13 protein-coding genes are annotated in these 14,055 nt (G+C 70.8%); 7 read left to right on the forward strand and 6 right to left on the reverse strand.

The window, feature by feature from the left end; genetic code table 11:
- Nucleotides 1-10: 10 nt before the first annotated feature.
- Nucleotides 11-751, reverse strand: coding sequence for an alpha/beta hydrolase (locus tag O7615_RS23715; RefSeq protein WP_278179991.1), 741 nt, complete (start codon nucleotides 749-751; stop codon nucleotides 11-13).
- A 369-nt stretch (nucleotides 752-1,120) separates the two neighbouring features.
- Here O7615_RS23715 and O7615_RS23720 point away from each other — a divergent pair, with 369 nt between their 5' ends.
- Nucleotides 1,121-1,822: an alpha/beta hydrolase gene (locus O7615_RS23720; protein WP_278179992.1), complete on the forward strand. Its 702-nt coding sequence runs from the start codon at nucleotides 1,121-1,123 to the stop codon at nucleotides 1,820-1,822.
- A gap of 130 nt (nucleotides 1,823-1,952) precedes the next feature.
- A complete protein-coding gene (locus O7615_RS23725) occupies nucleotides 1,953-2,384 on the forward strand; it encodes an alpha/beta fold hydrolase (protein WP_278179993.1) in 432 nt (143 codons plus the stop codon).
- Here O7615_RS23725 and O7615_RS23730 read toward each other — a convergent pair.
- The gene (locus O7615_RS23730) at nucleotides 2,381-3,130 is read right to left on the reverse strand and encodes an alpha/beta hydrolase (protein WP_278179994.1); all 750 of its coding nucleotides are present in this window, start codon (nucleotides 3,128-3,130) and stop codon (nucleotides 2,381-2,383) included. The two genes, O7615_RS23725 and O7615_RS23730, sit on opposite strands and share 4 nt — an antisense overlap.
- Before the next feature lie 198 nt (nucleotides 3,131-3,328).
- Nucleotides 3,329-3,868: a helix-turn-helix domain-containing protein gene (locus O7615_RS23735; protein WP_278179995.1), complete on the reverse strand. Its 540-nt coding sequence runs from the start codon at nucleotides 3,866-3,868 to the stop codon at nucleotides 3,329-3,331.
- Between the two features lie 138 nt (nucleotides 3,869-4,006).
- Between O7615_RS23735 and O7615_RS23740 the strand changes: the two genes are divergently transcribed.
- Nucleotides 4,007-4,339: a nuclear transport factor 2 family protein gene (locus tag O7615_RS23740; RefSeq protein ID WP_278179996.1), complete on the forward strand. Its 333-nt coding sequence runs from the start codon at nucleotides 4,007-4,009 to the stop codon at nucleotides 4,337-4,339.
- 83 nt (nucleotides 4,340-4,422) lie between these two features.
- Complete coding sequence (locus O7615_RS23745) at nucleotides 4,423-5,382, forward strand: TAXI family TRAP transporter solute-binding subunit (protein WP_278179997.1); 960 nt, start codon at nucleotides 4,423-4,425, stop codon at nucleotides 5,380-5,382.
- A 42-nt stretch (nucleotides 5,383-5,424) separates the two neighbouring features.
- Here O7615_RS23745 and O7615_RS23750 read toward each other — a convergent pair whose 3' ends face one another.
- Entirely contained in the window at nucleotides 5,425-6,900 is a 1,476-nt protein-coding gene (locus tag O7615_RS23750) for a HAMP domain-containing sensor histidine kinase (RefSeq protein WP_278179998.1), read from the reverse strand.
- Nucleotides 6,901-6,906: 6 nt separating this feature from the next.
- The gene (locus O7615_RS23755; RefSeq protein ID WP_278179999.1) at nucleotides 6,907-7,590 is read right to left on the reverse strand and encodes a response regulator transcription factor; all 684 of its coding nucleotides are present in this window, start codon (nucleotides 7,588-7,590) and stop codon (nucleotides 6,907-6,909) included.
- Between the two features lie 170 nt (nucleotides 7,591-7,760).
- Between O7615_RS23755 and O7615_RS23760 the strand changes: the two genes are divergently transcribed.
- Genes O7615_RS23760 through O7615_RS23770 form a run of 3 tightly spaced genes read left to right on the forward strand, consistent with a single transcriptional unit; the run spans nucleotide 7,761 to nucleotide 10,766 of the window.
- Entirely contained in the window at nucleotides 7,761-8,777 is a 1,017-nt protein-coding gene (locus O7615_RS23760; RefSeq protein WP_278180000.1) for a tripartite tricarboxylate transporter substrate-binding protein, read from the forward strand.
- 1 nt (nucleotide 8,778) lies between these two features.
- Entirely contained in the window at nucleotides 8,779-9,240 is a 462-nt protein-coding gene (locus O7615_RS23765) for a tripartite tricarboxylate transporter TctB family protein (protein ID WP_278180002.1), read from the forward strand.
- 20 nt (nucleotides 9,241-9,260) lie between these two features.
- Complete coding sequence (locus tag O7615_RS23770) at nucleotides 9,261-10,766, forward strand: tripartite tricarboxylate transporter permease (RefSeq protein WP_278180003.1); 1,506 nt, start codon at nucleotides 9,261-9,263, stop codon at nucleotides 10,764-10,766.
- Between the two features lie 79 nt (nucleotides 10,767-10,845).
- On the opposite strand, the gene O7615_RS23775 is transcribed toward O7615_RS23770, so the two are convergent.
- A complete protein-coding gene (locus tag O7615_RS23775) occupies nucleotides 10,846-13,917 on the reverse strand; it encodes a M4 family metallopeptidase (protein WP_278180004.1) in 3,072 nt (1,023 codons plus the stop codon).
- Between the last annotated feature and the right edge of the window lie 138 nt (nucleotides 13,918-14,055).

Raw genomic sequence — 14,055 nt, forward strand, 5'->3', positions numbered from 1 at the left:
GCGTCCTCGGTCACGCGCGTCCGTTCGTCAGGATCGCCGCCAGGGTTGCGGGGTGGGCGAGGTGTGGGAAGTGACCGCTGTCGGGAAGCACGGTCAGGGAGAGGGCGGGCAACCGCGACCGCAGCCAGGTCAGATAGGGCTCCGGCGGTGCGGAGCTGGTGACCAGTCGGTACGGAATGCCGCGCTCGCGGATGGCGTCCAGCTGCTCCTCCCGCTCCGCCCGGATGGCCGCCGCGGGCGTGGTCAGCAGCTCCGCCCAGTAGCCGAGTAGCAGGTCGGACCGGGGCTCACTGGTGGTACGGACCAGGTCCTGTGCCGCCGGCGGCAGCAGCTCGATGTGCATGCCGGCGAGCATCCCGTCCCACACCTCGCGCCAATCGGGGCCGCGCAGTTTCGGCTCGGCGGCACGTACGGTGTCGCCGAAGCCTCCCGGCAGCAGGAACTGGTCCAGGTTGACCACTCCCGCGGCGCCGAACCGGGCGGCGTAGATCGTGGCGATGATGCCGGAGATGGAGTGGCCCACCAGCACCGGCTCATCCACCCCGGCGGCGGTCACCTGCTCGTGCACCTGGTCGGCCACGTCGGTCAGCGGGTACGAGTCGCGGCGGGGCGCGTCGCCATGGCCGGGCAGGTCAAGGGCGAGCACCTGGCGGCCCGGGTCGCGCGTGGCCAACTCCCGCCGCAGCGGATCCCACAGGCGGTGGTCGAAGGTCAGTCCGGGCAGCAGCACCAGGGGTGCGGTCGTGTACATGCAGGCGAGCCCCCTCCCGGACAGCGATGTGCAACATATTGCATGCTAGCAGCAGCTCGGGTCTCCGCAACGTCCGGCCCGGCGGCATCTGTCACACCCGGCGGCATCTGTCGAACGACGTAGGCCGCGCCGCCGCGGTGTGCCTGGGCGGTGGGTCGCGGACCTGGTGCTCCGGCCGGCGGGGCGCGGCGTAATCGGGACCATCTGCGTCGAATCGCCGCGTGCGGACCGGTGGGGGAGCACCCTGCGGTCCTCGATCGGAGGCGAATGACAGATTCCTCGGCCTGCGACCGAAGCCGATCGTGGACTCGTCCCGGCGGCACCGGTCACCGGAGCCGCACCTTCGTTCCGCATCAGGGGAGCAGATCCGTGAAGCCCACCATCGTCCTCGTCCACGGCGCCTTCGCCGAGTCCGCCAGCTGGAGCGGCGTGATCGCCCGCCTCCGGTCCGCCGGCCACCCGGTTGTCGCCGCCGGCAATCCGCTGCGCAGCCTGTCCGGCGACGCGGCCAGCGTGGCGGCTCTGCTGGCCACCATCGACGGCCCGATCGTGCTGGTCGGCCACTCCTACGGCGGCGCGGTCGCCACCAACGCCGCCGTCGACAACGACAACGTCAAAGCCCTGGTGTACGTGGCCGCGCTCGCCCCGGACAAGGGGGAGAACGTGCCCGACCTGACCGGCAAGTATCCCGGCGCCACCCTCGGTGAGCACCTCTACGAGGTGCCCCTCGCCGACGGCACCGCCGACGTCTACGTCGACCGCGACGCCTACCACGAGCACTTCTGCGCCGACCTCACGCCCGAGCAGGCCGCCCTGGACGCCGCCACCCAGCGGCCGTTCCACAGCGTCGCAGTCAACGAGGGCTCGGGCGAGCCGGCCTGGAAGACGATCCCGACCTGGTTCATCTATCCCGAACTCGACCTGGCCATCCCGGTCGAGGCGTTCCGCTTCATGGCCCAGCGCGCCAACGCCCGCGCCACGGTGGAAGTCGCCGGTGCCTCGCACGCGTTGCCGGCGTCCCAGCCGGAAGCGGTCGCCACCTTCATCCTCGAGGCCGCAGCCGCCGTCTGAGCCGAACAGATGACGCGGTGCTGCCGCGTCCTCCATCAACAGAGAAGGATGCACTGATGAAGATCAAGAGTGTCGTCACGGCCGTGGTTGCCGGCGCGACGGTTATCCGGTCATCGCCGCCGCCAACCCGTTGCGTGGTCTGCGCGCCGACGCGGCGTACCTGCGCAGCCTCCTGGACAGCATCACCGACCCGATCGTGCTGGCCGGGCACTCGTACGGCGGATCGGTGATGAGCGAGGCCGCCGCCGGTGACCGGGATGTCAAGGCGTTGGTCTACATCGCCAGCTTCAGCCTGGAGAAGGGGGAGAGCACCGCCGAGCTGGCCGCCAAGTTCCCCGGCGGACAGCTCGGCACCGCTCTCCACTCGGTGCTGGTGCCGCTGCCGGGCGGGGGCACCGGTACCGACCTCTACATCCAGCAGGACAGGTTCCGAGCGGTGTTCGCCGCCGACGTTGCCCGCCCGGTCGCCGACCTGATGGCGGTCGGCCAACGGCCGATCACCGAGGCCGCGCTGAACGAACCCGCCACCTGGACTCCGCCTCGGCTCGACCGAGGACGCTAACGGGTGGTGGCGCGGGCGGCGGTGTCGATCAGGTCCGCGACGGGGCCGGGCTGGGACACGGCCACGGCGTGCGACGCGTCGATCTCGACCGTGGTGGATCCGGCGCGGTCGGCCATGAAGCGCTGCGCGTCCGGCGGGATGGTCAGATCCTGGGTGGTGATCAGGGTCCAGGACGGGATGGTCTTCCAGGCGGCCCGGGTCGCGGTGTCCTCCAGGGCGGTCGCCACGACGGGCCGCTGCGTGGTCGCCATGAGTTCGGCGACGTCCGGGGCGACGTCGGCGGCGAACACGTCCCGGAACTTGTCCTGCTGGATGTAGAGGTCCATGCCGGCGCCGCCGTCCGGGAGGGGCAGTGGCACGGGGTTGAGGGCCGGTTCGAGCTGGGCTCCGGGGAACTTGGCGGCCAACTCCCCGGTGCTCTCGCCGACATCCGGGATGAAACTGGCGACGTACACCAGGGCCTGGACGTTCGTGGCGCCGTCCGCGGCCTCGCTCATCACCGATCCGCCGTACGAGTGGCCGGCGATCACGACGGGCCCGGACAGGCCGCCCAGGACGGCGCTCAGGTAGTCGGCGTCCACCTTGAGACCGCGCAGCGGGTTGGCCACGGCGATGACCTCGTAGCCGCGTCGCTTGAGGTGCGCGACCACCTCGTTCCAGCTCGACGACTCGGCGAACGCGCCGTGGACCAGCAGGACGGTGGGGAGCGCAGCATTCGGAGCAGACGGGTCAGGACTGGCGTTCATCGGCACTCCTTCGGGTTCTGCCCGCGCCGCTGCGGACGCCGGCGTGCGGCGGACACGGCGAAAGGACGGTGTTATCGCTGGTGGGACGCCTGTTCGGGCCGCACGTTGGTGACCAACATGCAACATGTAGCACGTAGGCCGCTGCTGATGGTGGGTATTCGACGAGGCCGGGTGCGAATGCCGGCCGCAGGCCGGCTGTTACGGCCGGCTGTGTCGCTCGTCGCTGCGCGGCGACACCCTGCCGCCCGGTGTCCTCGGCGATTCGGCGTAGCGGGCGCGCATCGTCGGGCTGGCGGCGGGGCCGGCGGTGTAGACGAAGTCGTCACCGTCGAGGCGCCGCCCGGTCGCCCGGTCCACGATGACCGGTTCGGTCTCGACGCCGGTCTCTCGGTCGACCAGGATCATGCTGCGCTGCGCGGGGTCCAGCCGGGAGTTTCCCCAGGCGGCGAGCGCGATGATCACCGGCCGGAGGCTGCGGCCGAGTTCGGTCAGAACGTATTCGTACCGGTCCGGGCGGGTCTGGTACCGGCGCCGATCGAGCAGGCCGTTCTCGGTGAGCGTCCTGAGCCGGTTGGTCAGGATGCTCGACGAGATCTGCAGGTTGGCCTGGAACTGGTCGAAGCGGGTGTAACCGTCGAAGCAGTCATGAAGGATCAGCAGCGTCCACCACTCGCCGACGTGTCCGAGCGCACTGGAGAGCGGGCACTCGCGGTCCTCCAGCCGGATCTTGCCTGCCACGGACGCCTCCTCGTGGAGTAGGTGCTAGAGTCGAAGTAACTAGCTTTCAGTTCAGAAGCAACTGTACGGCGTCCCGCGACGACCGGCGTGTGTTGCGGCACGATCCCGACCGTCTGAGATCACGAGGAGGTCATTCCGATGCCCGAGGTCGCATCCGCACCCGAGATCATCCGTCGCTACTTCGCGCTGGCGTCCCAGCCGGACACCGAGGCGTACTTCGCGCTCTTCGCCGACGACGCCGTCGTCGAGGACGAGGACAGGACGCACGTGGGTATCGACGCCATCCGCGCCTGGCGCGCCGAGGTGCCGCTGGTGACGTACGACATCACCGACGTCGAGCAGACCCCGGACGGCACGGTGGTGACGGCCACCATCAGTGGAGACTTTCCCGGCAGTCCCTTCGCCGGCCTGCGGTACCGCTTCGAGGACTACGACGACCGGCAGATCCGTCGGCTCCGCATCGCACCCTGATCGAGATCTGTTGTTCGGCAGCCTTCCCGGCGTCGCCGGTTGAGCGCGACGCACGGCGTGGTCGGTGTCCGTATCATCTCGGCATGGCGCTGCACCCGGAGCTACGGCCCAGCCGGCGGGCGGTGCTCCTGGCCGCCGGCGGCCTGCTCGTCGGTTGCTCCCCGCAGCGTGAGGTCGACCCGGTCCACCTGCGACTCGCCACCGGCCCGGCGGGGGCGGTGTACCGACGCATCGGCGGTGCGCTGGCCGAGCACATCACCGAGCAGGTGCCCGGCGCCACGGTGACCACGGTGCCGAGCCGGGCGTCCACCGACAACATCCGGATGCTGCGGGCCGGCGACGTGCATCTCGGGCTGTCGAGCCTGGACGCGCTGATCGAGACGGACGGCAGCGCGCCCGACGGGCTCTCGGCGGTATGCCGGCTCTACGACAGCCACCTGCATCTCGTGGTCATGGCCGGCTCGACGATCGACGAGTTCCCGGATCTGGAAGGAAGGCGGATATCCCTCGGGGCCCGCGACTCGGGCACGGAGTTCACGTCGCTGCGGGTGCTCAGGTCCGGCCCGGTGCACGCCGACGGCCGGTACCTCAGCCAGGCCGAATCGGCGGCGGCGCTGCGTGACGGCGAGATCGACGCGATGTTCTCCCTCACCGGCGTCCCCACACCCGCCATCACGGACCTGGCACAGCGGCATCCGGTCCGGCTGGTCCCGTTGGACGAACCGGCCGACGCGCTCGTCACGACGTACCCCGGCCCCTACGCTCCGGCCATGATCCCCGCCACCGCCTACGCCGGCGTCCCGGCCACCCGCACCGTGGCGGTGCCGAACGTGCTTCTCGTCCGCGACGACCTGCCCGACAACCTGGTCTACGCCATCACCGACACGATCTTCACCCACACCGGCACGATCGCGTCCGCCAGCCGCGACGATGCCGAAGCTGTGCCCGAGGCGTGGCAGATCAACGTGCGTACCGGCATCTCCACCGCATCGATCCCGCTGCATCCGGGAGCGGCCGCCTGGTTCCGGGACCGCAAGCGCTGACCTGGTACGGCGACCGCGCGCGACCGTGACGGGGCCGGGTGATCAGGCCGGCGCCGGAGCCGGTGCGTCGGACGGCGACGCCACCGGTGGCGCGATCGGCAGCGCGACCACGGCGGCGAATCCGTGCCCGGTCCCGTCCGGACGGGCCAGGCCCTCCTCCAGCCGCAACTCGCCCCCGGCCCCTCTGATCAGGTCGGCGCAGATCGCCAGGCCCAGGCCGGTCCCGGAGACGTTCTGGTGTCGCGGCGCCCGCCAGAACCGCCGTAGCGCCTGGGCCCGCTCGGACGCGTCGATCCCCCGACCGTCGTCCCGAACGGCGATCGTGACCACGCCGCCGGCCGCCCCGCCACGGCCGGCGCTCGCGGCGCCGGGGACGACCCGGGCGGTCACCTCCACCACCTGTGCGTCCGACAGCCGCAGTGCGTTGCTCATCAGCTCGTCCAGGATGCTGCCCAGCCCGCCCGGTGGCTCCAGCAACCGCAGCCCCGGCGGAACGTCGACCGCCAGCGTCTGCCCCGCGGTCGCCGTCAGCGCCCGCCACCGGTCCACCCGGGTGGCCAGCACCGTGTCCAGGTCCACCGGCGATGCCGTCCGCATGCTCTCCATCCGCGCGCTTGCCTGTAGCGCGTTCAACAACCGCTGCATCGCCTTCAGCTCGTCGACGGCAACCTCGTAGGCAGGCTGCCCGCTGCCGGCGGGAGACAGGTGCGGCGCCAGACTCTCCACCGCGAGCCGGAGGCTGGTCAACGGATTGCGCAACTGGTGCGAGGCGTCGGACACGAACGCCCGCTGCCGCTGCACGGCATTTTCCACCGCGTCCATCATGGTGTTGAACGACTCCGCCAACCGCCGCAGCTCCACCGGGCCGGCCTCGGCGTCGGCGCGGATCGTGAGATCGCCCTGGGAGATCCGTGCGGTCGCCACGTCCAGCTCCCGTACCGGCCGCAGCACCCACGCCGACACCGGCCAGGCGACGGCCACCAGCGCGATCAGCGGCAGCAGCCCGATCCCGGCGAGCTGAGCCCAGCGGACCAGGATGCGATCGCGCGTCTTCGACAGGTCGGAGATCGTCACGACGGCGCCGACGACCTCGCTGTCCCGGCCCACCGGCTCCGCCACGACGAGTGCGGAGTCGTCCCACGGCGCCCATTCCCCGGAGGGTTCGGACCTCGCCCCGGCCAGCGCCGCGGTCACGATCCGGGGCAGCGCCGGCTCGGCGCGCGCCGTCTGCTGGTACGCACCGGCCGGTCCGAGCAGCACCTCGCCCGACGTGTCGATCACCGCGACCGGGATGTCGTACAGCGCGTGGTAGCGCGTCAGCTCCTGGTCGAGGGCCTCGGTCCGCCCGGTCGACAGCGCGGTCTCGGCCAACGACGCGAACCGGCCGATGTCGTTGAGCCGGTCGACGTAGACCTCCTGCATCTCCCGCTCGGCCACGGTGACGCTGAGCGGCACTCCGAGCGCCGCCACGAGCAACACGGCGAGCGGCACCAGGACGACGAGCAGGCGACGGTGCACGGCAGGTCAGCCGATCAGCTCCGGCTGGTCGGCCAGGAGCCGATAGCCGACCCCGTGGATCGTGCGGATGAGCTCGTCCGGCCCGAGCTTGTGCCGCAGCGCCGCGATGTGGGTGTCCAGGGTGCGACTCGACGACTCCCAGGTCGCTCCCCAGATCTGGTCGAGGATCACGTCGCGGTTGACCACGTTCGGCGCCCGCCGGGCGAGCAGCAGGAGCAGCTCGAACTCCTTGCGGGTCAGCGTCACGGGCGCCCCGTCGACGGTGACCTCGCGGGTGCCGACGCCGATCCACAGCGGGCCGATGACGAGTGGTTCGTCCGGATGGTTCACGGCGCGAGCCGTCCGGGTACGCCGCAGGACGGCGTCGATCCGGGCCAGCAGCTCGGGGACTCCGAACGGCTTCACGATGTAGTCGTCGGCCCCGGCGCGCAGGCCCCGGACCCGTTCGTGCTCCTCGGATCGCGCGGTTACCGCGATGACGGCGGTCTCCGGGTGGTCGCGCAGCCGGCGGATCACGTCGAGCCCGTCGCCGTCGGGCAGACCCAGGTCGACGAGAACCACATCGGACGGGGCGGCCCGCACGGCCTCCGCGGCGGTGGCGATGCGATGCACGTCGAAGCCTGCCTGCACCAGGACGGTCACCAGGCCCCGCGCGACGCGGTCATCATCCTCGATGACGGTGATCCGCATACCGGCAGATTCTACGGCCCAGGTCGGTGCTCGTGTCAGCCCGCGAGTTCTTGGGATTCCTCTGACATTTGACGCATTCCTTGGGATTTCTCTGACACCATCCGCGGCTCTCCCCGCCGACACTGGGCCTCGCACCGACCAACACCACCCACCGACGAGGAGGTCGCGCCATGCGCACCACCAGCAGGCACCGGGCCGCCGCGCGGATCACCGCCGCGATCGCCGCCATGTCACTCGTCTCCGCCTGTGCCGACACCGGCGGCGACAGCGGCAGCGCCGAGAACTACCCGGATCGGAACATCACCTTCATCGTGCCCTTCAGCGCGGGCGGCCCGACGGACACCGTCACGCGCCTGCTCGCCGAGCCGATGGCCAAGGATCTCGGCACCAAGATCGTTGTCCAGAACGTCGAGGGCGCGGGCGGCACGCTGGGCGCCGGCGAGGTCGCGCGGGCCGAATCCGACGGCTACACCGTGCTCATGCACCACATCGGCATGTCCACGGCACCTGCCCTCTACCAGAACCTGGGCTACGCGCCGCTCGAGGACTTCGAGACGGTCGGGCTCGTCACCGAGGTGCCGATGACGGTCGTGGCCCGCAAGGACTTCGCGCCCGCGACGCTGCAGGAACTGGTCAGCCATGTGAAGGCGAACGCCGGCACGGTCACCCTGGCCAACGCCGGCATCGGTGCCGCGTCCCATCTGTGCGGCCTGCTGTTCCAGGCCGCCACCGGTGTCCAACTCCAGGAGGTCCCGTACCAGGGCACCGGTCCCGCGCTGACCGATCTCGTCGGCGGCCAGGTGGACTTCATGTGTGACCAGACGACCAACACCAGCGGGCAGATCTCCGCGGGCCAGGTGAAGGCGTACGCGGTCACCACCCCGGAGCGGGTGCAGAGCCTGCCCGACCTGCCCACCACGGCCGAGGCCGGGATGCCCGAGCTCCAGGTCAGCGTCTGGCACGGCCTCTACGTCCCGGCCGGCACCCCGCAGGAGATCGTCCAGAAGCTCTCCGACGCGCTGCAGAAGGCCCTGACCGACCAGGGGGTCATCGACCAGATGGCCAAGCTCGGCACCGCGCCGGTCACGGCGCAGGACGCGACCCCGCAGGCGCACCGGGCCCACCTCGACGAGCAGCTCAAGACCTGGGCGAAGATCATCGCCGACGCCGGGGTCAAGGCCTCCTGAGGTGGAACGTCGACGCTCCCTGCCGGACGTCCTCGCCGGAGGGCTCTTCGTCCTGATCGGTGGCGCATTCGTGGTGGGATCGCTCAGCTACGACCTGGGCACCCCACTGCGGATGGGCCCCGGCTACTTCCCGCTGCTGGTCGGCGCGACCCTGGCCGCGCTGGGCCTGGCGATCGCCATCAAGGGACTCGTCGCCGGCGAGGTGCTCTCGTTCGGCCGGATCTCCTGGCGTGCGGTCGCCGCCATCGTGCTGGCGCTCGTGTTCTTCGGCTCCACCGTACGGCGCCTCGGGTTCGTTCCGGCGTCGGCGGTGACCGCCCTCCTGACCATCCTGGCCAGCCCGCACGTGCGGCCGCTGCGGGTCCTGGCGGTGACCGCGGTGCTGACCCTGGCCTGCACGCTCATCTTCGTCGTCGGGCTCCAACTGCGGATCCCGCTCTGGGGCCCGTGGCTCCGGTTCTGACCCGCCATCCGGAATGAGGCATGGAACTTCTCGACAACCTCGTGCTGGGCTTCTCGACCGCCCTGCTGCTCCAGAACGTCCTCTACTGCTTCGTGGGAGTGCTGCTCGGCACGGCGGTAGGCGTGCTGCCCGGCATCGGGCCGACGGCGACGGTGGCGATGCTGCTGCCGATCACCTTCAGCTTCGAGCCGGTGACCGCACTGATCATGCTGGCCGGCATCTACTACGGCGCACAGTACGGCGGCTCGACCACGGCCATCCTGATCAACCTGCCGGGTGAGTCGTCGGCGGCGGTCACCGCGCTCGACGGTCACGAGATGGCTCGCCAGGGCCGGGCCGGCCCGGCCCTGGCGGCCGCCGCCATCGGATCCTTCATCGCGGGTACGCTCGCCACCGTCGTACTGGCCGTCGCGGCCCCGCCGTTGGCGCGGGTCGCGCTGAAGTTCGGGCCGGCCGAGTACTTCTCACTGGTGCTGCTCGGCCTGATCATGTCGATCGCGCTGGCGCGCGGCGCGGCGCTCAAGGCACTCGCGATGATCGCGCTCGGCATCGCGCTCGGCGCGGTCGGCCAGGACATCTACACCGGTACGCCCCGGTTCACGTTCGGTCAGCGCGAGCTGTTCGGGGGCATCGACTTCGTGTCGGTCGCGGTCGGCATGTTCGGGGTGGCCGAGATTCTGCGCAACCTGGAGCACGAGCAGACCCGCACGGCCATCGTCAGCCGGGTGAAGAACCTCTGGCCGACGCGCGAGGACCGGCGTCGGACGGTCGGCCCGATCCTGCGCGGCACCGGTCTCGGTGCCGCGCTCGGCGTCCTGCCCGGCGGTGGTCACGTGCTGGCGTCGTTCACCTCGTACGCCGTGGAGAAGCGGATCTCGAAGCGGCAGCAGGAGTTCGGGCGGGGTGCGATCGAGGGCGTCGCCGGTCCCGAGTCGGCGAACAACGCCGCCGCGCAGACGTCGTTCATTCCGCTGCTCACCCTGGGGCTGCCCGCGCACCCGGTGATGGCGTTGATGGTCGGCGCGTTCATCGTCCACGGCATCACCCCGGGACCGAACGTGATCAGCGACGAACCGGCGTTGTTCTGGGGCCTGATCGCGTCGATGTGGATCGGCAACGTGCTGCTGGTGCTGCTCAACCTGCCGCTGATCGGCATCTGGGTGCGGATGCTGCGCATCCCGTACGAGGTGTTGTTTCCGATGATCATCCTGTTCGCGGCCATCGGCACCTACTCGCTGGGGTTCAACGCGTACGACGTCTACGCGATCGTGTTCTTCGGGGTCCTGGGCTACATCCTGATCAAGTGCGGGTGCGAGCCGGCGCCGTTGCTGCTCGGCTTCGTCCTCGGTCCGCTCCTCGAAGAGAACCTGCGGCGGGCGCTCATCATCTCCCGGGGCGACGCATCGGTGTTCCTGACCCGGCCGATCTCCGCGGCGCTCCTGGCCGTGGCCGTGGCGGCGCTCGTGGTCGCCGTGCTGCCGACGATCCGCAAGCGCCGCGACGTCGTGTTCGCCGAGGACGAGTAGTCAGGACCAGCGCCTACCTCCTGGGCCGCCGGCGGTGGTGGCGGCGGTCGCCGTCCACCACCGTCGGCAGCGTGCCGGGTCAGGGCGTCGTGCGCAGCCCGTTGGTCAGGCAGTTGACGCCGGCCGGCTCGAAGATGTCGTACTGCACCCGGACGAAGATGCCCGAGATGCCCTCGTGCCACCAGCGCACATTCGTCTCCAGCGCTCGCGGGTCCAGCGACGGCCGGCTGATCCGGAAGCCGTGCAGGCCCTGGTGGCTGAGCCACAGCGCCGGAGCGCCTTCCGGCACGCCGTGGTGATAGTGCAGGCCCCGTACCGACTCGATCTGGCAACCGGCCGGCAGCAGCAGCCCGGCGTTGACCCGGTCGTCGCCGCTGCCGCCGTTGAAGAACACCGCCCAGTGCGCCACCTGCGCGGTGCTGAACAGCGTTCGGCGGTGGACCGAAGCGGCCGGCTGGCGGCACTGGTCGTCGGTGAGCCCGGCCGGTTTGGCGAACACCTCGTCCACGTCGACCACGCCGGCGTGGAACCAGTTGGTCCAGATTCGGTACTGCACCGCACGGTTCCTCGGGTCGCTCGCCGCGCCCCGCGCGAGCACGTACGTGCCCCACTCGCCGACGAAGTCGATGGCCAGACCGTCGGCCACGTCGGAGGTCCGCACGCGGCCGCTCGGGTCCTCGGCCCGCAGGATCTGGTTGGCGATCGTGCAGCCGTTGTGCAACGACAACCCGGAGCGGGTCTCGACCTCGGTGCTGCCGCCGAACAGACCCGCGGAGAACCGGGTCCAGCCGATCTCGGTGGTGGCGGTGACGCCGACGGTGTCAAAGGCCCGCGCCACGTGGTCGCAGTCGGCCAGGGTCGGTGTCCGACCGCCGATCGGCTGGCCGAGTTGGACCAGTTGGCGGCAGCTCGCGATGGTGTTCACCCGCTCGTGCAGGAACAGGTCGGAGCTGCCCATTCCACCGGTGCTGAGGGTGGTGAAGTAGAGCTGCCCCAGGGTGTCCCGGCCCACGCCCGGGTGCGCGCTACCCGGCACCCCGCCGTCGGCGATCAGCACTGCGGCCCGGTTGGGTACGCCCGCCCAACTGTGCACGCAGTACTCCGGGTCGGCGCAGTTGTGCGTGAGCAGTGCGTAGTGCCCGGGATCGCCGAAGGCGCCGGGGTTGGCCATGTCCCGGACGGCACCCATCGGGCTCTCCTCCGCGAGCTTCCACTCGCCCGCCCGGGCGTCCGGGAAGATGACGTTGGCCAGCACGTCCGAGTAGTGCTCGTTGAGCGCGCCCGGTTCGCCGCCGCCGACGAAGTCCGCGGTGAACTCCACCACGCCGTGGGTGAACTCGTGGCCGACCACGTCGTCCGCGGTCAGGTTCGTGCCGAACAGCATCCGGGTGCCGCACTGGTCGAGGAAGCCGGTCCGGCACCAGAACGCGTTGTCCACGCCGGCGCGGACCGCCACGTCGACCGAGCCGCCCTGGTCGTCGAAGCCGTTGCGGCCGAGCCCCAGGTAGTACGCGTCGACGGCGCCCAACGCGGCGGAGACCGCGGTCGAGTCGGCGTGCGGTGTGATCCCCGCCGCCGGCGTGCCGTTCACGATCTCCACCCGGTTGCCGGCCGCCCGGTTGCGGATGGTGTGGGGGATGGCATGGTCGACGGTGGGGTAGCCCCAGAGCGCTCCGCCGTGGTCGGCGTCCCAGAACACGACCCGGCGGGGGAACTCCATCCGGTACGCCAGGCGCTCCTCGCCGGTGGGCACCCGGGTGCCCTGGAAGATCTCGGCCGACAGGATCACGGGTCGGGCGGTCACCGTGGCGTTGGCGTACTCGTCGGCCGCCGCTCGCCGGCACTTGTCGTCGGAGCCGCACACGATGCGTAGATACTCCTCGTACGCCGTGGCCAGCGCCTCCCGTTCGGAGATGTCCGGCACCGTGTTGACGTGCGGGAAGTAGACGAACCGGCCGCTGACCGACTCGGCGTTGCCGTTGGGCAGCAGGGTCACCGTCAGACCGGCCCCCTCCACCGGCAGGCCGCCGTAGTACTCCTGGAACCTGACTCGGGTGCGGCCGCCCACCCCGGCGATCTCCCGCGCGTCGCGCAGATGACGCCGGACGGCCCGATCGCCGTACAGGTCGAGCATGAAGGGCTTGGAGAGCACGTCGTAGGCCCGCTCCGTGGCGGTGCTGCCGGTGGTCTTGACGTTGAGGTGACCGAGTCCGACGTACGCGGGAGTGCCGGTCATCGGGTCCACGACCACCTCGCCCAGCCACCGCACCGGGTTCGCTTGCCCGCAACCGGCCACCTCCTGACCGGGCAGGCTGATGCTCGGGCCGGTGACCGTCACGGCGCCGGCCGACTGGTCGACCACGTGGACCACCGGAGCGGCGTTGGTGGTCACCTCCACCGTGCTCACCGCCCGGGTACGCTTCGGCTCGCCGCCGTCGTCGGCACCGTCGAACACCCAGCTCCGGGTGGCCTGGTGCGCGCCGTCGGTCAGGTAGAACGGATCCAGGATCATCTCGGTCGGCTCCGGCAGCGTCCCTTCGGCGCTCTCGTGACCCCCGCGGTCCTTCAGATGCGTACGGAGCACCTTGGCCGCCGCCTCGGCGTCGATCCGCGCACCCTGGGGTTCGCCGACCGGGTCGCCGGTGACATGACCGGCAACCGCCCGGATGATGCCGTCCGGGCTGACCACCACCCCGATCACGGCGTTGAACACGGGTAGCTTGTCCGGGCCGACGAGTTGCAGGGTGACGGTGGAGCAGTCACCGGCCTCCCGGACGGCGGTCACCCTGAGCTGCCTGGCGGAATCCAGCCGCCAGAGCAGCAGGTTCCGCTCCACAAAGGCCACGGCGTGCTCGGCGAGGGATGCCTCGGCCGGCAGTTCGCTCGGTACCGCCAGTTCCAACCGGCCGACGGTGCGCCCGTGTGACCAACTCTCCGCCCGCAGCGGCTCGGTCGATCGTTCCGCGAGCGCCTGCAGCAGCTTCTTCTGCTCGGCCGAGAAGTGCGGATCCTCCCGGAAATCGTTGTCTATTGTGGATCGTGGTGCTTCGGCCTGCGGCTCGGCCTGAGCCGACACACTGCTGAGCACGAAGCTTCCCGAGAGCAGAAGCGCCAGCACCCCGACAGCGGCCATTCGGGCCCTACTGAACACGGTCTCACATCCTTACGCTGAGCGGACAGCGGCGGCCGAACCTGGTCAGCCCCGGCGACAGACTGCGCGGGACGGGCGTCGCTGTCGTCCGTCTCCAGGCCGGGTACCGCCGTCCCACCCGAGTCGTACGCCGATGCC

Source organism: Micromonospora sp. WMMD1082, assembly GCF_029626175.1.
In the GTDB taxonomy this organism is placed as follows: domain Bacteria; phylum Actinomycetota; class Actinomycetes; order Mycobacteriales; family Micromonosporaceae; genus Micromonospora.